Genomic DNA, 19789 nt, shown 5'->3' with positions numbered 1-19789 from the left:
GTTTCAGGCCAGCATCGACAGCAAACCACCCTGACGGTCCAGCTTGGCCAGGTCATCGAAGCCACCGACATGGGTGTCGCCGATGAAAATCTGCGGCACGCTGCGACGACCGCTGCGGCTAAGCATCTCCGCGAATTTGCCGGGGCTGGACTGGACGTTTATTTCCTGCGCAGTGATGCCTTTACTGGCCAACAGCGCCTTGGCGTTGCGGCAATAGGGGCAGGTGTCGGTGGTGTAGATCGTCACGCTGTTCATTGTCGATACTCCTGAATTTATTGCCCGTGTTCACGCATCGATGGCGGGAAAGTCGATCTCGGTGAGGGCGAGGTTGTTGAGGTAGTTGGTCAGGGTTTGTGCCGCGATATGGCCCACCACTTCAATGATCTTGGCGTCGGTGATGCCGGCCGCGCGTGCGGCGTCGAGTTGTTCAACGCTGAGATGGCCACGGCTTTCGGTGATTTGTTGGGCGAGGGTGGCGAAGGCATTCAGTTGGCCGTGACGGGCGCTGAGGATGTCTTGCGCGGAGAGCCCGGCTTTACCGGCGAACAACGTGTGCGCCGCCAGGCAGTAATCGCAGCCGTTGACTTGCGAGGTGGCCAAAAAGATCGCTTCTTTTTCCGTCGCGCTCAGGGACGTTTTGCCCAGTGTCGCGCTTTGTTGCAGGTAGGCCGCGAGTACTGCAGGGGCGTGCGCGAGGGTTTTGAAGACATTCGGCAAAAAGCCGATTTTTTTCTGTACGCCTTCCAGCAGTGGGCGGGTAGTGTCAGTAGCGTGTTCGAGACTCAGGGCAGTGATGCGGCTCATGGGTATTGCTCCGTCGATTCAAGCGCGGTGTGCGCTGGGTACGGGGTCTATGCTATGGGGCGGCGCTGGCCTTTAGGGTGCAAATCGTCGAGGATATGCGACAGATCGTCCAGATATTCGCCCGGGAGCCGTGCCATGGATCGCTTGTCCACGTTACTCACCCACTTTGGCGTCAGTGCCGGGAGCTTCTACAGCGGGCATTTTTGCGGCTCCGTGGTGTTTGATGGCGACCAGTCAACCGGGCATCTGCACCTATTGCAGGCCGGCGAAGTGACGCTGAAACTGGCCGAGGAGCCCGACCAGGTGCTCACCGAGCCGACGCTGATTTTTTTCCCGCGACCTTATCGCCACCGTTTATTCGCCAGCGAAGCCTCGGGCGCCCAACTGGTGTGCGCAACACTGGATTTCGACGGCGGTGCCGGCAATGCCTTGGCCGCCGCGCTGCCGGATTTCCTGCTGCTCAAGCTCGACAGCCTTCCGACGATGGCCGGTACTCTGGATTGGCTGTTCAGCGAAGCCTTCGGCGGCATCTGTGGCCGTGAAGCGATGATGGATCGACTGTTCGAATTGCTGGTGATCCAGCTGCTGCGGCATATCCTCAGCGACCGCGCTCAGAGCCCCGGCATGATGGCCGGCCTCGCCGATTTGCGTCTGGCACGGGCCATGAGCCTGATGCACGACGCACCTGAAAAATCCTGGACCGTGGCCGAACTGTCGGCGGCGGCGAACATGTCCCGCGCCAGCTTTGCCGAGCATTTTCGTCAAGTGGTGGGGCAGACCCCGGTCGACTATCTGGTGAGCTGGCGCATCAGCCTGGCGCAGAAGCGGTTGCGCGAAGGCAAGTCGATTGCGCTGATCGCCGATGAAGTCGGCTACGAAAGCCCCTCGGCACTGGCCCGGGCGTTTCGCCGCAAAACCGGGGTCAGCCCGCGAGAATGGACACAGGCCGGCAAACGTCCGCGGTGACGTTTGCAAGCTGGCCCTCACCCCTGAGATGAGAGGGCTTTTGTGGCGATGGGGCTTGCCCCCGTTCGGTTGCGCAGCGACCGCAAAATCACACCGGTTCTAATGGGTGGTAGCCCTAACCATTTCAGGACCGCTGCGCGCTCCAACGGGGGCAAGCCCCCTCGCCACAAAAAACCTCCTTCCACAAAAGCCCCCTCGCCACAGGGTTTCAGGATCGTGAGATAGACTAACCAGCGGACATCCAACGAAGGGAGTGACCACCGTGGCGCGATTCACATGGACTCGCTGATCACCGCCGCCGCCCGCGCACTGGCGGCGGGTGATCCCCTCGGGGCGTTGAACCGGGTGGCCCTACGCGAAGATGCGCCGGCGCTGGCATTGCGCGGTATCGCCATGGCCCAGCTCGGCGATCTGGAGCGGGCCAAGGCATTGGTCAAACGGGCGGCGCGCGCATTTGGTCCAAAAGAGCCGATGGCCCGAGCCCGCTGCGTGGTGGCCGAGGCCGAAATTGCCCTGGCTTCTCGCGATTTGAGCTGGCCGGAAAAAGCCCTCGACGCCGCGCGGGCAACGCTTCAGGCCCATGGCGATTGGGTGAACGCGGCTCACGCGCGGTATCTGGAGATCCGGCGTTTATTGCTGATCGGTCATCTCGATCAGGTCGAGGATCGGCTCGCCCAGCTGGACCCTGCGCCCTTGCCGCCGGCCTTGCGCGCCGCCCATGAATTGGTGGTGGCCGGCATCGCCATGCGCCGGCTGGAGATCAAAAAGGCGCGGTCTGCGCTGGAAAGGGCCGGGCGCTTCGCCGGCGAGGCGGGGATCCCGGCGTTGAGCGCGGAAGTCGAGAACGTCGCTCACGTCCTGAACGCCCCTGCCGCCCGGTTAATCAGCCGCGGCGAGGCGCGACCGCTGATGCTGGATGAAGTTGAAACGCTGCTCACCTCAACGTCGCTGGTAGTCGACGCCTGTCGATACTCGGTGCGCGGCGCTGGTATGTCGGTGTCGCTGGCCAGGCGCCCGGTGTTGTTTACCCTCGCGCGAGCATTGGCCGAAGCCTGGCCTGCCGATGTCACCCGCGAAACACTCATCGCCTGTGCTTTCCGCTTGAAACTCAGTGACGAATCCCACCGTGCGCGGTTGCGCGTTGAAGTCGGACGGCTGCGTGCGGCGCTTCGACCGCTGGCCGGGATCACCGCGACAAAACGCGGTTTTGCACTGATGTCGCCGGACGTCGTGGTGCTGGCACGGCCGGTCGAGGAGCAGCACGCGGCGCTGCTGGCGTTTCTGGCGGATGGCGAGTCGTGGTCGAGTTCTGCGCTGGCGTTGGCGCTGGGTACGAGTCAGCGCAGCGTGCAACGGGCGCTTGATTCGCTGGCGGTCGCCGGCAAAGTCCAGGCGTTTGGTCGTGGCCGCGCTCGTCGCTGGATGACGCCACCGATGCCGGGATTCGCGACGACTTTGTTACTCACGGCTTTGTTGCCGGGTGATTAGGCTCCACTCCACACACCCAGTGAAGAGGATGCAACCATGAAACGTTCAACCGCTGAAATCATCCGTGAATACGGCCCGTTTCCCGGCGTCGACAGCGTGCACGGCGTCTCGTTTGACGGCCAGCATGTCTGGTTCGCTTCCGGCGAAAAGCTCAACGCCCTCGACCCGGACAGTGGCAAGCCGCTGCGTTCGCTGGATATCACCGCAGACGCCGGAACCGCCTTCGACGGCGAGCATTTGTTCCAGATTGCCGGGGAACACATCAACAAGATCGATCCCGAAAGCGGCCGCGTGCTCGCCACGATTCCGGCGCCCGGCGGTGGCAGCGATTCGGGGCTGACGTGGGCGGAAGGCACGCTGTGGGTTGGTCAGTATCGGGCGCGCAAGATCCATCAGATCGACCCCGATACCGGGGCCATTCTGCGCACCATCGAGTCCAACCGTTTTGTCACCGGCGTGACCTGGGTGGACGGCGATCTCTGGCACGGCACTTGGGAGGAAGATCAGAGCGAATTGCGGCGGATTGACCCGACCACCGGTAAAGTCCTGGAGGCCGTCGAAATGCCGCCAGGGGTGGGGGTGTCAGGCCTTGAGTCGGATGGTGGCGAGCGGTTTTTCTGTGGCGGGGGCAACAGCGGCAAAGTACGGGCCGTGCGCCGGCCCGTGACTTCCTAGAACGTAAACTGACGCGACGAGTGGGGCGCGCTCCGGGCCAGTTCGATCTCCAGCAAGTGCTCAACCAGCACGTCATTGAGAAAACGGAACTGATCGTTGAGGCCGACCACTTCGTTGTTGAAGTGGTTGGCTGCTGCTGGCATCAGTAACGCTTCGAAACTTTCGTCAAACACCAGTGATAGCTCTTTGCGCGACACGAATTCCTGCGCGTAGTAGTTGGTGCCGAACACCGGGAAGCTCACGCAAAGGCTGACGGAGTGAATCATGATGGTTGCTCCTCGGTCTGACCGATGTCCAGGAAGAAACGGGAAAACAGGGTCAGCGTAACGGCCGTCAGGGCCAGGCAGGTCAGGAGATGGATCAACATGATGTGGCCCTCCGATGTGGGCGTTGCGTTGTGATGGGGTGATGGTGCTCCAGGCGGTTTTATTGCGGAAGGCATTCGTCGCGATGGTGTATATCAACATTAGTGATGGTGTTCTTTCGGGCCCCTTCGCGAGCAAGCCCGCTCCCACATTTGATCGAGTTGTGTCAGGGGAATGCGGTCAAATGTGGGAGCGGGCTTGCTCGCGAAGGCGGCCTAAAGTGCACCACGAACCACAAGCGAACAATTGCCGAGTCCTATACTCAAACCTATAGGCCTGTGAGTTCCGGGCATTCTGCCCAAGGGCGACTGTAGGAAACCGCGATCTTGAACCTGCGTTCGCTGATCGTCGCCGTGTTGGTGGTGTTGGCGGGTTGCGCCATGCCTGTGCGCGCGCCGGTGGTGGAGGTGGTCGTGGTGGTACCCGACAGCACGTGGCATCAGGTGGATCGCGAAATCGTCGAAGCCTCGCAATCGGCCACCGAACAGACCCGAATCTACTCGCGCGGGGCCATGGATTACTGGCGCACGCGGGTCTACCAACTGACCGAAGAAAACTTCATCCCCTGGTTCAGCAGTTACTGGACCCAGGAATGGCTGTCGATGAAGGTCAGCTGGTACACCATCAGCGCCAAGGGCGAGCAGGATGCCTCGGCCAAGCGCCTGGCGGAGTATTTGCTCGAGCAATACCAGCAGCGGGTGTTGGCGCCGGTCGCAGTCGAGATTGATCCCGATGCGATTCTCGGCCAGGCCACGGCGTTCTACGTGGACATTCTTCAGGAAGAGCTGCACAAAACTTCCAAACGTCACGGCATACCGATGGCCCAGCTCAACGGGCGCATCCAGAAAATCCCCGCCATCGCCCTCGGGCCGCCACCGGCGCGTAATGCCTCGCTCTATCAGGTCGTCCATACGGACCCCTTGAACTCGCTGCCGGCCTACGCGGCGCTGATCGACAAGATCCACAAGGCCGGCGGTGACAAAGGCGTCGGTTCGACCGACACCGCCATGGCGCCTGTGGCCAAGCGTGCCAGTCAGCGCATGGAAGCCGAAATGGCCCCGCGCGGGGCTGCCAGCGCGGTCGCCGCAGCGGCGGGGAAACTGGCCGGAGGCTTGATCACCGTCGGCGTGGCCGGGATTCGTGCACTGATTCAAGCCGCCGACCGGCCCGACAGCGAGGCGCTGATTCGCAGCAGCCTGGGCAACACGTTCGACAAGGCCTGGCTGAAGCTGGTGCAGAATCCGACGACCGGCGTGATGGCGGGGACGTTGTACATGGCGGGTCAAATCGAGGGCAACCTGGCGGCGAGCGCCGCGCCACCGTCGGTCGGTTCGCCAGGCGGTGACGTCGATTGGAGCCCGACGCAATCGACTAACCAGCAGATCGACCCTCAACCCCCCTCAGGAGAATGACCATGTCTTACGTCGATGGCTGTGTGATTGCCGTACCGACCGCCAAGCGCGAGCAGTTCAAGAAGCACGCCGAAATCACCAGCACGATTTTCAAGGAGAACGGCGCCCTGAGCATTGTTGAATGCTGGGGCGACGACGTGCCGGACGGCAAAGTGACCTCTTTTCCGATGGCGGTGAAACTCAAGGAAGATGAAACCGTGGTGTTTTCCTGGATCATCTGGCCAGACAAGGCGACCCGCAACGCCGGCATGCAGAAAATGATGGCCGACCCGCGCATGCAACCGGACGTCAATGCAATGCCGTTCGATGGTCAGCGCATGATCTTCGGCGGCTTCAACATCCTCTATCAGTCCTGACACGACCTCCCGGATCACTCTGCGCTCGGGGTGATCCGGCAACTCTTGCGATTATGGATCTCGTTGTCCGTCGGCCGCTCCCTGACGAACTCGAAACGTGGCTCACCTTCGCTATAGTGAACCAGCCAGCCCCATTCCAGCTCGGACTCATCCTGCCCCGGTTGCGGTGGCATTGCCCACCATGGCTCTTTGCTGATGATCTGCCGCATGGCCCCCTCCCGTTGTTTTCGGTTGGTTCAACTATAACGTGCATGTCAGGAGGTGCCAGGCATGAGCGACGAATCCCATGAACCGCTCAAACGGCTGTTTTTTGCCCTGAACTGCCCGCCCGAGCAACGCAAGGCGATTGCCCAGTGGCGCAGCGCGCTTGAACTGCGCAGCGGGCGGCCGGTGCCAGCGGATAACTTTCACCTGACGTTGTTGTTTCTGGGCGCGGTCGGCGTGGCGCAGATCGGCGAGATCTGCACGGTTGCCGCCAAGGTTCACGTGCCGGGCGTGGCGTTGAGGGTGGTGCTTGATCGGCTGGAGGTCTGGCGCAGGGCCGGAGTGTTGGTGCTCGCGCCGGAGCAGGCGCCGCCGGAGTTGTTGCGGCTGGTGTATGCATTGGAGCAGGCGATGTTGCCGTTTGGGCTGGAGGAGACGGCGAAGGAGTTTCGGCCGCATTTGACCTTGATGCGTGACTATCGGCTGCCGGTGCCTGAGTCCGCGACGCCGCCGGAATTTTTCCTGCGGGCGGATCACTTTGTGTTGTTTGAATCGCATAAGGGGCGTTATCGGGCGTTGGCCGAATGGCCGCTGGTGCCCGTCTAAAAAAAGGCGCCCGAGGAGGGCGCCCAAATTCACCTTAACCGAGGAAGCCAGGTGAGGCCGTTCTGCTGCAGGGAGCGGGCAGCGGTGGTAAGGCGCTGCGGGAACGGAAACAGTTGAATTTTGTGTTGCCAGTGATGGCCTCATCGCGAGCAGGCTCGCTCCCACAAGGGGTGATGTGTCGGGCACAAAATGTGTGTCCACCACAGATCAAATGTGGGAGTGAGCCTGCTCGCGATGGTGGTCTCGGATTCAGCGATTACTTCCCGAGCTTGACCCGCGTCCAGCCCCGGGTCATCACCCGCTGAATCCCGATCGGCATATCCGGAATCGCATACAACGTCGCCATCACATCCTGCGGCGGATACGATCCCGGATCATCGCGAATCGCTTCATCCACCAACGGCGTCGCCGCCGCGTTGGCGTTGCTGTAGCCGATGTTGTTGGTGATCTCGGCAATGATGTCCGGGCGCATCAGGAAGTTCATGAACAGGTAGGCGTTCTCGACGTTCGCCGCGTCCCGAGGAATGGCGACCATGTCATAGAAACTGCCGGCGCCTTCTTTCGGGATGCTGTAGTCGATCTTCACCGCGTTGCCCGATTCCTGGGCGCGGGCCTTGGCTTGCAAGACGTCACCCGAGTAACCGACTGCCACGCAGATGTTGCCGTTGGCCAGGTCGGAGATGTACTTCGACGAATGGAAGTACGCCACCGAAGGGCGAATCTTCATGAACAGCGCTTCCGCTTCGGCGATCTGGCCTTTGTCCTGCGAGTTCACCGGGTAGCCCAGGTAGTGCAGGGCAGCCGGGAGCATTTCCGTTGGCGAATCGAGGAAACTGATACCGCAGGCTTTGAGTTTTTCCGCATTTTCCGGTTTGAACAGCAAGTCCCAGGAGTTGGTCGGTGCATGGGCGCCGAGCACTTCCTTGACCTTGGCCGGATTGAAACCGATGCCGATCGAGCCCCACATGTACGGGAAGGCGTGAGCATTATCCGGGTCGCTGGCGGACGCGTTTTTCAGCAGGACCGGGTTGAGGTTTTTCCAGTTCGGCAGCTTCGATTTGTCCAGCGTCTGGTAGACGCCGGCCTTGATCTGCTTGGCCAGGAAACTGTTGGATGGCACGACGATATCGTAGCCGGATTTGCCTGCGAGCAAGCGTGCCTCAAGGGTTTCATTGCTGTCGAACACATCGTAGGTCACGCGGATGCCGGTCTCGTCTTCGAACTTCTTGACGGTGTCCGGGGCGATGTAATCCGACCAGTTGTAGACGCGCAGTACCTTGTCATTGGCCTGGGCGCCGGTAACCATCGCGCACAATAAGGACAGTGTCAGCAGAGTCCTGCCAAACATTTTCATCGGTACAACTCCATTCTTTTATTTAGAACACAAAACCTGTGGCGAGGGAGCTTGCTCCCGCTGGGCTGCGCAGCGGCCCCAAAAATTCTGGCACCTTGCCAACTTTGTGAGTGCTGCGCACTCAAGCGGGAGCAAGCTCCCTCGCCACAGTTAACTCAACAACGGCTTTAAGCCGTTGCTCCAGCCATTTGCTTGTTCGGTTGCTTCCACGACTCGCTGGCGGTCTGGTCCATCGCTTCCTGGATCGCACGTTTACGGGTGGCTTCAGCGCGGCGGCTGAAGTACCAGACCATGAAGGTCACGATCGAAACGGCGAGCAGAATCAGGCTGGCCACGGCGTTGATCTCAGGCTTCACGCCCAGACGCACCGCCGAGAACACTTCCATCGGCAAGGTCGTCGAACCCGGTCCGGACACGAAGCTAGCCAACACCAGGTCATCCAGCGACAAGGCAAACGACATCATGCCGCCGGCTGCCAGCGAAGGCGCAATCATCGGAATGGTGATCAGGAAAAACACCTTGAATGGCTTGGCCCCGAGGTCCATGGCCGCTTCTTCGATGGACAGGTCCAGCTCACGCAAACGGGCGGAAACCACCACCGCCACATACGCCGCACAGAACGTGGTGTGGGCGATCCAGATCGTGACGATGCCACGCTCCTGCGGCCAGCCGATCAACTGCGCCATCGCCACGAACAGCAGCAACAGCGACAGACCGGTGATCACTTCCGGCATCACCAGCGGCGCCGTCACCAGGCCGCCGAACAGCGTACGACCCTTGAAGCGCGTCACGCGAGTCAGCACAAACGCCGCCAGCGTACCGAGTGCGACTGCGGCCACCGACGTGTAGCAGGCGATTTCCAGCGAGCGCACCACCGAGCCCATCAGTTGCGTGTTGTCGAGCAGGCCGGCGTACCACTTGAACGACCAGCCACCCCACACCGTCACCAGTTTCGAGGCGTTGAACGAGTAGATCACCAGGATCAGCATCGGCAGGTAGATAAACGACAGGCCGAACACCAGCATCATTTTTGAAAAACCGAAACGTTTCATCCCCGTGCCTCCATCTCTTTGGCCTGGCTGCGGTTGAACAGCAGAATCGGCACAATCAGGATCAACAGCATCACCACCGCCAGGGCAGACGCCACCGGCCAGTCGCGGTTGTTGAAGAACTCTTGCCACAGCACGCGACCGATCATCAGGGTCTCCGGGCCGCCCAGCAGTTCCGGAATCACGAACTCACCCACCACCGGAATGAACACCAGCATGCAGCCGGCGATGATGCCGTTCTTGGCCAGCGGCACGGTGATTTTCCAGAAGTTGTTGAAGTTGCTAGAACCCAAATCTGAACCCGCTTCCAGCAGGCTTTGATCGTGCTTGACCAGGTTGGCGTACAGCGGCAACACCATGAACGGCAAGTAGGCGTAAACAACCCCGATATAGACCGCGGTGTTGGTGTTGAGGATCTCGATCGGGTGATCGGTCAGCCCGGTCCACATCAAAAACGCATTGAGCAGGCCGTTGTTGCTGAGGATGCCCATCCACGCGTAAACGCGGATCAGGATCGCGGTCCAGGTCGGCATCATGATCAACAGCATCAGGACGTTTTGCGTTTCCTTGTTGGCCTTGGTAATGGCGTAGGCCATCGGAAAACCGATTACCAGGCACATCAGCGTGCTGAAAAACGCGACCTTCAACGAGCCGAGGTAGGCCGAGAGGTACAGCTCATCGTCGGTCAGCAACAGGTAGTTGCCAACGTTGAGGAACAGCTGAAACTTCTGTTCGGCGTAGGTGTAGATCTCCGAGTAAGGAGGAATGGCCAGTGCCGCTTCCGAGAAGCTGATCTTCATCACCAGGAAGAACGGCAACAGGAAAAACAGGCACAGCCACAGGAAGGGAACCCCGATGACGAGCTTTCGACCACTCGGCATCAGCCGCATGAACTGCTGATTGAGTGTTTTCATGAGCGCAGTACCACGCCGCTGTCGTCTTCCCACCACACGTAGACGGTGTCGTCCCAGGTCGGACGCGCGCCGCGGCGTTCGGCGTTGGCCATGAACGACTGCACGACTTTGCCGCTTGGCAGTTCGACGTAGAACACCGAGTGACCGCCGAGGTAGGCGATGTCATGCACTTTGCCTTTGGACCAGTTGTAGCGGTTCTCCGGCTTGACCGTGCTGACCAGCATTTTTTCCGGGCGGATCGCGTAGGTGATCGACTTGTCCTGCACCGAGGTGCTGACGCCGTGACCAACGTAGATCTTCTGTTCCAGGTCCGGGCTGTGGATGATCGCGTGACCTTCAAGGTCTTCCACCACGGTGCCGTCGAAGGCGTTCACGTTGCCGATGAACTCGCAGACCATGCGGCTGACCGGTGCTTCATAGATGTCGACCGGGCTGCCGATTTGCGCGATCCAGCCCAGGTGCATGATCGCGATGCGCTGGGCCATGGTCATGGCCTCTTCCTGGTCGTGGGTCACCATCACGCACGTCACGCCGACGCGCTCGATGATTTCAACCAGCTCCAGTTGCATCTGCGAACGCAGCTTTTTATCCAGTGCGCCCATCGGTTCGTCGAGCAGCAACAGCTTCGGACGCTTGGCCAGGGAGCGGGCGAGGGCCACACGCTGACGCTGGCCGCCCGACAGTTGATGCGGCTTGCGCTTGGCGTATTGGGTCATGTGCACCAGGCGCAGCATTTCTTCGACGCGGGCGTCGATTTCAATGGCGGGCAAACGGTCCTGCTTGAGGCCGAAGGCGATGTTCTGCGCCACCGTCATGTGCGGGAACAAGGCGTACGACTGGAACATCATGTTGATCGGCCGCTCGTACGGCGGCATGTCGGTGATGTCCACGCCGTCGAGGAAAATCCTCCCATCGGTCGGGCGCTCGAAGCCTGCGAGCATTCGCAGCAGGGTCGATTTACCGGAGCCGGAGCCGCCGAGCAGGGCGAAGATTTCGCCTTGATGAATCTCGAGCGAGACATCGTCTACTGCGCAGGTTTCGTCGAACTTCTTGGTGACGCGGTCGACCTTCAACAACACCTTTTTCGATGTCTGGTGACCTTCAAGAGCCTTCCTGTAAGTGCTGGAGGCGTTTGCCATGTGAAACTCCCAACAGGTTTCAGTCGTCGGGCCAACGCGGCCTGACTTAATAGTTGATTGCAAGCCTGGGGGCGGACGATGTCAGTCAGATCAGCGAAGATCCCCTGTGGGAGCGGGCTTGCTCGCGAAAGCGGTGTGTCAGGTAACAATGATGTCGACTGATACCCTGCATTCGCGAGCAAGCCCGCTCCCACATGGACTGCACCTGGCTCACTGACATCGTCCATACCCATCGGGCTTATTCGGCGCCGCCGTCCTGGCTGCCTGGTAGTACTTGTTGTTATCGCAGTGTTGCTGTCGCGAGGGGCGGGCGCGCAAAGGCACGCCCGTCTGACTCGCGGGGGCAGTAATCGGTTGTTTGTTTATTCAGTCAGCGGCTTTTACGCAGCGCGGCCCGTCGCCGGCACGCATCGCCGAACGCCTGGAAAATACTCAAATAAGGAGGATTGCTGAGCACCTGCCATTCCGGGTGCCATTGCACGCCGACGGCAAACGTCGGGCTGTGCTCCACCGAGATCGCCTCGATCAAACCGTCCGGCGCAATCGCTTCGGCACGCAGGCCGGGGGCGAGTCTGTCGATGCCCTGACTGTGAATCGAATTGACCATGAACTCCGTCGGCAACTCCAGGGCTTCAAATACGCCGCCCGGTTGCACAGTCACCGCATGGGCCGGTGCGTATTGCACCGCCAGCTCAGGACTGTCCGCCTCGCGGTGATCGAGCATGCCCGGCAGTTCGTGGACCTTCTGGTGCAGGCTGCCACCAAACGCCACGTTCATTTCCTGGAAGCCCCGGCAGATGCCGAGCACCGGCACGCCGGCCGCAATGGCCGCACGTAATAAAGGAAGGGTCGTGGCATCCCGCGCCGGATCGTGATCCGTGCCGTGAGCGCTGGTCGGGCCTTGATAGTGGAAAGGTTCCACATTCGAAGGAGAGCCGGTCAGCAGCAGACCGTCGAGATGCGCGAGCACATCCTCGATTTCAGTCAATTCGCCCAGGGAAGGTATGACCACAGGCAGCCCCAACGCCGCGACGCTGACAGCACGCAAGTACTTGTCGCCGCTGATGTGGTAGGGGTGCAGGCCAATCTGTTTGACGCATGCAGTAACGCCGATCAATGGCTTGAATGCCATTTTTATCACCTCGAAGTTTCACACTTGAACGAGCTTTTCCGGAGCTTAGCCTTGTTGATTTTAATTAACAACTCTCATGTAAAAAATTCTAAACGCCACACGTCCGATCTTCAGCATTTACGTGGTGTGCAGGACTGATCTGGCACTCTCGTGCCCATAAAAGGCCCCAAAATAAAGGTTGAAGGGCTAAGTGTTCGCTATTGACTTCACTTTGCCGTTCGGGTTGACTGGGCTCGTGAAAGGGTAGTGAACATAATAATTAACAGCTAAAAAATAGGTGCATCATGTCGGTCCCTCTGCGTGCCGTTCAACTCAACGAAGCAAACGCATTCCTTAAGAAATATCCTGAGGTTTTGTACGTCGACCTTCTGATTGCGGATATGAACGGCGTGGTGCGCGGCAAGCGCATCGAGCGCACCAGTCTTCATAAGGTCTACGAAAAAGGCATTAACCTGCCGGCGTCCCTGTTTGCTCTGGACATCAACGGTTCCACGGTGGAAAGCACCGGCCTGGGTCTGGACATCGGCGACTCTGACCGAATCTGCTTCCCCATCCCCGGTACCCTGAGCATTGAGCCGTGGCAGAAGCGCCCGACCGCTCAGTTGCTGATGACCATGCACGAACTCGAAGGCCAGCCGTTCTTTGCCGACCCGCGAGAAGTGTTGGCCAATATCGTGCGCAAGTTCGATGACCTGGGCCTGACCATCTGCGCAGCCTTCGAACTCGAGTTTTATCTGATCGACCAGGACAACGTGAACGGTCGTCCGCAATCGCCACGTTCGCCGGTATCGGGCAAACGTCCGGTGTCGACTCAGGTGTATCTGATCGACGACCTCGACGAATACGTCGACTGCCTGCAAGACATCCTCGAAGGCGCGAAAGAGCAGGGCATCCCTGCCGACGCCATCGTCAAGGAAAGCGCCCCGGCGCAGTTCGAAGTCAACCTGCATCACGTCAACGACCCGATCAAGGCCTGCGACTACGCGGTGTTGCTCAAGCGTCTGGTGAAGAACATCGCCTACGACCACGAGATGGACACCACGTTTATGGCCAAGCCGTATCCGGGTCAGGCGGGCAACGGTTTGCACGTGCACATTTCGATTCTCGACAAAGAAGGCAACAACATCTTTGCCAGCGAGGATCCCGAGCAGAACGCCGCGCTGCGACACGCGATCGGCGGTGTGCTCGAGACCCTGCCGGCGCAGATGGCGTTCCTCTGCCCGAACGTCAACTCGTACCGTCGTTTCGGCGCGCAGTTCTACGTGCCGAACTCCCCGAGCTGGGGCATCGACAACCGTACCGTGGCGGTGCGTGTGCCAACCGGTTCGCCGGACTCGGTGCGCATCGAACACCGGGTGGCGGGTGCCGACGCCAACCCGTATCTGTTGATGGCTTCGGTGCTGGCCGGTATTCACCACGGCCTGACCAACCAGATCGAACCGGGCGCTCCGGTGGAAGGCAACAGCTACGAGCAGAACGAGCAGAGCCTGCCGAACAACCTGCGCGATGCACTGCGCGAGCTGGACGACAGCGAAGTCATGGCCCGTTACATCGACCCGCTGTACATCGACGTGTTCGTGGCGTGCAAGGAAAGCGAGCTGGCCGAGTTCGAGAACTCCATCTCCGACCTTGAGTACAACTGGTACCTGCACACCGTTTGATGGACCTGTGGGTGTACGCACTCTCCGCGTACACCACCCATCAAATGTGGGAGCGGGCTTGCTCGCGAAGACGGCAGCACAGTCAACATTTATGTCGCCTGACACACCGCTTTCGCGAGCAAGCCCGCTCCCACAGGGGATTGCATTTCAAGTTTTAACTGACGATCATTTATTCCTCTGCGTCGAGTCACAACCATGACAAACACTCGCAGCGACTGGGAACAACGCTTCCAGTCCCTCACCATCGAAGCCCGTGCCTTCATCGACGGCCAATACTGCCCGGCACTCAGCGGCGACACCTTTGAGTGCATGAGCCCGGTCGACGGCCGTTTCCTGGCCAACGTCGCCAGCACCGACGAAGCCGACGCCAATGCGGCCGTCGCCGTCGCGCGCCGCACGTTTGAATCCGGCGTCTGGGCCAACCTCGCCCCGGCCGAGCGCAAGCGCATTCTGATCCGCTTCGCCGATCTGATCCTGGCCAATCATGAAGAACTGGCCCTGCTCGAAACCCTCGACATGGGCAAGCCGATCAACGACTCGATGAACATCGACATTCCTGCGACCGCCAACGCGATCCGCTGGAGCGCCGAAGCCATCGACAAGATCTACGACGAAGTCGCCGCCACCCCGCACGACCAGCTCGGCCTCATCACCCGCGAACCTGCGGGCGTGGTCGCTGCCATCGTGCCGTGGAACTTCCCGTTGATCATGGCCAGCTGGAAGTTCGCTCCGGCACTGGCTGCCGGTAACTCGTTCATCCTCAAGCCGTCGGAAAAGTCGCCGCTCACCGCCATTCGCATTGCGCAGTTGGCACTGGACGCCGGCATCCCGAAAGGCGTGTTCAACGTTCTGCCGGGCTACGGCCACACCGTCGGCAAGGCGCTGGCGTTGCACATGGACGTCGACGTGCTGGCCTTCACCGGCTCCACCGCGATAGCCAAGCAACTGATGATCTACGCCGGGCAAAGCAACATGAAACGCGTCTGGCTCGAAGCCGGCGGCAAGAGCCCGAACGTGGTGTTCGCCGACGCGCCGGACCTGCGCGCCGCAGCACAAGCGGCGGCCGGTGCGATTGCCTTCAACCAGGGCGAAGTCTGCACCGCCGGTTCGCGTCTGCTGGTGGAGCGTTCGATTCGCGAGCAATTCATTCCGCTGCTGGTGGAAGCGCTGCAAGCGTGGAAACCGGGCCACGCCCTGGACCCGGAAACCACCGTCGGCGCGGTCGTCGACCAGCGTCAACTGGACAACGTGTTGCGCTACATCCAGGTCGGCAAAGACCAGGGCGCGCAACTCATCGCCGGCGGCAGCCGCACCCTCGAAAGCACCGGCGGCCTGTACGTGGAACCGGCGATTTTCGACGGCGTGACCAACGCCATGACCATCGCCCGCGAAGAAATCTTTGGCCCGGTGCTGTCGCTGATCACCTTCGACACTGCTGAAGAAGCCCTGGCCATCGCCAACGACAGCATTTTCGGCCTGGCCGCCGGTGTCTGGACCAGCAACCTGAGCAAGGCCCACACCTTCGCTCGCGGCTTGCGCGCCGGCAGTGTCTGGGTCAACCAGTACGACGGCGGCGACATGACCGCGCCGTTCGGTGGCTACAAGCAGTCGGGTAACGGTCGTGACAAATCGCTGCACGCGTTCGACAAATACACCGAGCTCAAAGCGACCTGGATCAAGCTCTAATACCTATAAAAAAGCGACGGTCGCCGGCACGCTGCCGGTGGCCATCGGAGAACGCTATGAAACAAGATTCTGTGAAACAAACCCACGTAAACAGCTACTACGCCGCCACACGCAACTTCACCGGTGATTTCCCGGTGCTGGAACAAGCGGTGGACTGCGACGTCTGCATCATCGGCGCCGGCTACACCGGTTTGTCCTCGGCCCTGTTCCTCGCGGAAGCGGGCTACAGCGTGACCGTCCTCGAAGCCGCCAAAGTCGGGTTCGGCGCCAGCGGTCGTAACGGCGGCCAACTGGTCAACTCCTACAGCCGCGACGTCGATGTCATCGAAGAACGCTACGGCGACAAAACCGCCGAAGTTCTCGGCAGCATGATCTTCGAAGGCGCCGACATCATTCGTCAGCGCATACAACACTACGACATCCAGTGCGACTACAAGCCCGGTGGCATCTTTGCCGCGATGAACAAGAAGCAACTCAAAGGCCTGGCCGAGCAGAAGAAGAGCTGGGAGCGCTACGGCAACAAGAACCTGAAAATGCTCGACACGGCTGACATCAAGCGTGAAGTCGGTTCCGATGCCTACGTCGGCGGCCTGCTCGACCTGCAGGGCGGCCACATCCACCCGCTGAACCTGGCCCTCGGCGAAGCCTCGGCCATCATCGGCCTGGGCGGCAAAATCTACGAACAATCGGCCGCAGTGGAAATCACCTACGGCGAACCGATCACCGTGCGCACCGCCAAAGGCCTGGTCCGCGCCAAGTACCTGCTGATCGCCGGTAACGCCTACCTGCCGCAGGGCCTCGACAATCGCGTGACCAGCAAAAGCATGCCGTGCGGCTCGCAAATCGTCGTCACCGAACCGTTGTCGGAAAAGGTTGCGCGCAGCCTGATCAAAAACAACTACTGCGTCGAAGACTGCAACTACCTGCTCGACTACTACCGCCTCACCGCCGACAACCGCCTGCTGTACGGCGGCGGCGTGGTCTACGGCGCGCGTGAACCGGACGACATCGAACAACTGATCAAGCCGAAAATTCTCAAGACCTTCCCGCAACTGAAGGATGTGAAGATCGACTACCGCTGGACCGGCAACTTCCTGCTGACCATGTCGCGCATGCCGCAATTCGGCCGCATCGAGAAAAACGCCTACTACATGCAAGGCTACAGCGGCCACGGCGTCACCTGCTCGCACCTGGCCGGCAAACTCATCTCGGAAATGATCCGCGGCGACGCCGAACGCTTCGACGCCTTCGCTTCGCTCCCGCACATGCCAATGATCGGCGGCCGCACCTTCCAGGCCCCACTCACCGCCATGGGCGCCGCGTACTACGCACTGCGCGACCGGTTCGGGATCTGACTCACACCACCGATCAAACTGTGGGAGCGAGCCTGCTTGCGATGAGGCCATATCAGCCACCATCGATGTAGCTGACACACCGCCATCGCGAGCAAGCTCGCTCCCACAGGAGATCACCGGTGCCCATAACACCCCAAACCAAATGTGGGAGCGAGCCTGCTCGCGAAGAGGCCAAATCAGCCACCATCAATCCCTCCTGACACCCCCAAAACCCACACAGCAGAACCGGCCGACATGAGCACCCTCAGCTTTTTCACTAACCAGTTATCGAACCTGCTGAGCAACACCCCCAAACGTGATTTAATACCCGCCTTTCAAATTTCCGGGACAGGGAAGCGGTACTCTCGCGGCCAAAAGTCGCCCGCCATCCACCCCCATAACCCTTAAGTATTCTTCGCATAAGGCTGTCATGGACACGGGCTCACGACTCAAATTAGTACGCGAAAGCTACAAACTCTCCCAGCGCGAGCTGGCCCGGCGTAGCGGCGTCACCAATGCCACCATCTCCCTGATCGAACAGAATCGCGTCAGTCCCTCCGTCAGCTCCCTGAAAAAACTGCTCGAAGGCATTCCCATGTCTTTGGCGGACTTCTTTACCTTCGACCAACCACCGCGCGAGCACCAATACGTATTCCGCGCCAATGAACAGCCGGATCTTGGGCGTCATGGGCTGCGGTTGCTGCTGATTGGCGCTTCGGTGCCGAGCCGGCAGATGCGGCTGTTGCGCGAGCAATACGCGCCTGGGGCGAGTTCGGGGGAAGAGCCGATAGTGCATTCGGAAGGGGAGGAGTGTGGGCTGGTTACGCGGGGGACGGTTGAGTTGACGGTTGATGGGCAGATTAGTGTGCTGAATGCGGGTGACGGCTACTACTTCCCGACAACCCTGCCGCACAAGTTTCGCAATATTGGCCAGGATGAAGCGGAAATCATCAGCGCCAATACCCCTGCGAACTTCTGATTCAAAATAGACGCCATCCTGTGGCAGTTGCCGAAGGCCGCGTCTGCGGTCGACACCACTGCCAATGAAAACCGCGGTACAGGGTTTTTCAAAGTAAATGGGCTTCATTTCATAACTGCACCACGCATCCGGCCGCTCGAACGGCTGCCAAGGGTCGACTACTGCCTGTCATGACGGGCAGGAATCGGCAGCCAAATGCAGTCATTCAGCGTCTACCAAGGAGGAGGGATTCAGGTCGGCCTGGAGGGATAAACCCCGATGCCCGCACCCTAATGACATGAGTCTATTCTCTAGAGTGTTTTCGAATATTTGATTCAGGGGGAAGTGCATGCAAACGCCATACGTTTTACATACTTTCGGTGACGAGGTGATGCGGAAGCTTACTAGCCGAATGGGATGGTTGACGGCGGGTGTGGCTTCCTCCATTGCATGGCCTTCATTAGACGTCTGCGTGCAATACGCCGGTGACGAGTACTTTCTTCGCGGAAGCTCACAGGGTGAAAGACCCTCCCCGCCAGGGATCACGGTTGCATGCGATGACAACAACCCTGATGAAGCGATAACGAAAGTTTATCGTTTTACATCAATCCTGAGTTGGTTCCTAGGAGGGTATGTTGAAGTATCTGGATACATTTGGGGTACTCATGCAAATTTGTATGGCAATCCAAGAACAGTTTTTTCTTCGTTGGGTATAGCAGGAACGAGATCGTTCAATTGCAATCACATGCCGATCATCGATCAAGAAAATATACGCAAGGCACTAGCATTTTGGCGTGAAGGTAAGAGACTCGACGAAGTACATGACAGTTATGCTTTCCTCAGCTTCTACAAGGTAATTGAGTCCCAGTTTTCGGAGGGAAAGAAGAAAGTCACTTGGATCAAAGAGAATATAGAAAAGCTTACAGATCGAGCGGCGAAACGAGTAGCAGAATTGCGCAGTGAGGGAGTCGATGTCAGCCGCCATCTCTACGATAGCGGACGATGTGCAGTTGCTCACGCGTCCCTGGAAGGTGAAATTGTTGACCCCGATATTCCCTCAGATAGACGGCGTCTTTCGTCAGATTTAGTGATTATGGAGGAACTAGCTCGTATATATATTCGTGATGAACTGAAAGTGCCCGACTCGCGCTCATTGTACAGATCCAGGAATCGTATTGCGCCGTGGAATCCTATGCTGCCCGAGACCACGCTAGAGACCTTGATGAGCGGCCTGACGCCAGAGAGTGTAGATGGATTGCAAGGTCAGTTGGTCTCCGTTGGGTTGTGGCCGGACGGGCCGATTCCTGGACTTGAAAACATGACGATGCACGTCGATGCTGTGCAAGACGGCGTGGTCAAAATAGTTCTTATAAATGAACGAAAAACGGTCCTGCTAATTTTCTTTCTCGACTATCGAAGTGGTCGTGTCCATACGAATCTTGAGGATGGAGGGCTACTGTATGCTGAGTATTCACCGAACGAAGAGGACGTAAGAGCTTATGCGACATTCTTCTACAAGGTGCTAGGCAATGGGGTGGCAGAACTGACATGTGGAAATATCGAGCCGATTGACTGTGAAGTCGTTATCCCAGTGAACATTATTCCTCCTGATCCTGACAAAGCAATTGACGAAGTGATTGAAAAATTCCGGCGAGAAAACGGCGGGGGAAATGTGTGAATTTAGTG

General features: G+C 59.4%; 20 protein-coding genes. 11 read left to right on the top strand and 9 right to left on the bottom strand.

Annotation, left to right across the window (positions count from 1 at the left end):
* Positions 1–3: 3 nt before the first annotated feature.
* Positions 4–255, bottom strand: a complete 252-nt coding sequence (gene grxC, locus BK660_RS28090) for a glutaredoxin 3 (protein WP_123436088.1) — start codon at positions 253–255, stop codon at positions 4–6.
* Between the two features lie 30 nt (positions 256–285).
* A complete protein-coding gene (locus tag BK660_RS28085) occupies positions 286–804 on the bottom strand; it encodes a carboxymuconolactone decarboxylase family protein (protein WP_123436087.1) in 519 nt (172 codons plus the stop codon).
* A gap of 135 nt (positions 805–939) precedes the next feature.
* Here BK660_RS28085 and BK660_RS28080 point away from each other — a divergent pair, with 135 nt between their 5' ends.
* From BK660_RS28080 to BK660_RS28070, 3 genes are all read left to right on the top strand, one after another.
* A complete protein-coding gene (locus tag BK660_RS28080) occupies positions 940–1770 on the top strand; it encodes an AraC family transcriptional regulator (protein WP_123436086.1) in 831 nt (276 codons plus the stop codon).
* Positions 1771–2046: 276 nt separating this feature from the next.
* Positions 2047–3258 carry a helix-turn-helix domain-containing protein gene (locus BK660_RS28075; protein WP_123436085.1) on the top strand — a complete coding sequence of 404 codons (1212 nt, stop codon included), beginning with the start codon at positions 2047–2049 and terminating at the stop codon, positions 3256–3258.
* Between the two features lie 36 nt (positions 3259–3294).
* Complete coding sequence (locus BK660_RS28070; RefSeq protein ID WP_123436084.1) at positions 3295–3933, top strand: Vgb family protein; 639 nt, start codon at positions 3295–3297, stop codon at positions 3931–3933.
* Here the strand turns inward: BK660_RS28070 and BK660_RS28065 are convergent.
* Positions 3930–4199 carry a hypothetical protein gene (locus BK660_RS28065; protein WP_123436083.1) on the bottom strand — a complete coding sequence of 90 codons (270 nt, stop codon included), beginning with the start codon at positions 4197–4199 and terminating at the stop codon, positions 3930–3932. The two genes, BK660_RS28070 and BK660_RS28065, sit on opposite strands and share 4 nt — an antisense overlap.
* 425 nt (positions 4200–4624) lie before the next feature.
* Between BK660_RS28065 and BK660_RS28060 the strand changes: the two genes are divergently transcribed.
* Positions 4625–5710 carry a hypothetical protein gene (locus tag BK660_RS28060; protein ID WP_123436082.1) on the top strand — a complete coding sequence of 362 codons (1086 nt, stop codon included), beginning with the start codon at positions 4625–4627 and terminating at the stop codon, positions 5708–5710.
* Between the two features lie 2 nt (positions 5711–5712).
* The gene (locus BK660_RS28055; protein WP_123436081.1) at positions 5713–6066 is read left to right on the top strand and encodes a DUF1428 domain-containing protein; all 354 of its coding nucleotides are present in this window, start codon (positions 5713–5715) and stop codon (positions 6064–6066) included.
* 14 nt (positions 6067–6080) lie between these two features.
* Here BK660_RS28055 and BK660_RS28050 read toward each other — a convergent pair whose 3' ends face one another.
* Positions 6081–6275: a hypothetical protein gene (locus tag BK660_RS28050; protein ID WP_123436080.1), complete on the bottom strand. Its 195-nt coding sequence runs from the start codon at positions 6273–6275 to the stop codon at positions 6081–6083.
* 61 nt (positions 6276–6336) lie between these two features.
* Here BK660_RS28050 and thpR point away from each other — a divergent pair, with 61 nt between their 5' ends.
* Positions 6337–6876, top strand: a complete 540-nt coding sequence (gene thpR, locus BK660_RS28045; protein WP_123436079.1) for an RNA 2',3'-cyclic phosphodiesterase — start codon at positions 6337–6339, stop codon at positions 6874–6876.
* A gap of 256 nt (positions 6877–7132) precedes the next feature.
* Here thpR and BK660_RS28040 read toward each other — a convergent pair whose 3' ends face one another.
* From BK660_RS28040 to BK660_RS28020, 5 genes are all read right to left on the bottom strand, one after another.
* Positions 7133–8230: a polyamine ABC transporter substrate-binding protein gene (locus BK660_RS28040; protein ID WP_123436078.1), complete on the bottom strand. Its 1098-nt coding sequence runs from the start codon at positions 8228–8230 to the stop codon at positions 7133–7135.
* Between the two features lie 167 nt (positions 8231–8397).
* Positions 8398–9282, bottom strand: a complete 885-nt coding sequence (locus BK660_RS28035; RefSeq protein ID WP_123436077.1) for an ABC transporter permease subunit — start codon at positions 9280–9282, stop codon at positions 8398–8400.
* Entirely contained in the window at positions 9279–10160 is an 882-nt protein-coding gene (locus BK660_RS28030; RefSeq protein WP_170219144.1) for an ABC transporter permease subunit, read from the bottom strand. Before BK660_RS28030 ends, BK660_RS28035 begins: the two co-directional genes overlap by 4 nt.
* A 29-nt stretch (positions 10161–10189) precedes the next feature.
* Positions 10190–11332, bottom strand: coding sequence for a polyamine ABC transporter ATP-binding protein (potA, locus tag BK660_RS28025; protein ID WP_123436076.1), 1143 nt, complete (start codon positions 11330–11332; stop codon positions 10190–10192).
* 370 nt (positions 11333–11702) lie between these two features.
* Positions 11703–12464: a gamma-glutamyl-gamma-aminobutyrate hydrolase family protein gene (locus tag BK660_RS28020; protein WP_123436075.1), complete on the bottom strand. Its 762-nt coding sequence runs from the start codon at positions 12462–12464 to the stop codon at positions 11703–11705.
* A gap of 284 nt (positions 12465–12748) precedes the next feature.
* Here BK660_RS28020 and BK660_RS28015 point away from each other — a divergent pair, with 284 nt between their 5' ends.
* The 5 genes from BK660_RS28015 to mauJ all read left to right on the top strand — a co-directional run bounded on the left by BK660_RS28015 (position 12749) and on the right by mauJ (position 19781).
* The gene (locus BK660_RS28015; protein ID WP_123436074.1) at positions 12749–14125 is read left to right on the top strand and encodes a glutamine synthetase family protein; all 1377 of its coding nucleotides are present in this window, start codon (positions 12749–12751) and stop codon (positions 14123–14125) included.
* 195 nt (positions 14126–14320) lie between these two features.
* A complete protein-coding gene (locus BK660_RS28005; protein WP_123436072.1) occupies positions 14321–15811 on the top strand; it encodes an aldehyde dehydrogenase in 1491 nt (496 codons plus the stop codon).
* A 71-nt stretch (positions 15812–15882) separates the two neighbouring features.
* Complete coding sequence (locus tag BK660_RS28000; RefSeq protein WP_123436153.1) at positions 15883–17166, top strand: NAD(P)/FAD-dependent oxidoreductase; 1284 nt, start codon at positions 15883–15885, stop codon at positions 17164–17166.
* Between the two features lie 409 nt (positions 17167–17575).
* Positions 17576–18124, top strand: a complete 549-nt coding sequence (locus BK660_RS27995) for a cupin domain-containing protein (RefSeq protein WP_007946335.1) — start codon at positions 17576–17578, stop codon at positions 18122–18124.
* Between the two features lie 328 nt (positions 18125–18452).
* Complete coding sequence (mauJ, locus tag BK660_RS27990; protein WP_148057471.1) at positions 18453–19781, top strand: methylamine utilization protein MauJ; 1329 nt, start codon at positions 18453–18455, stop codon at positions 19779–19781.
* Positions 19782–19789 lie beyond the last annotated feature (8 nt).

The sequence above is a fragment of the Pseudomonas brassicacearum genome (genome assembly GCF_003732265.1).
GTDB classification, from domain to species: Bacteria; Pseudomonadota; Gammaproteobacteria; order Pseudomonadales; family Pseudomonadaceae; genus Aquipseudomonas; species Aquipseudomonas brassicacearum_D.
The sequence above is the reverse complement of the archived record's forward strand: the minus strand, read 5'-3'. Positions and strand labels throughout refer to the sequence as shown.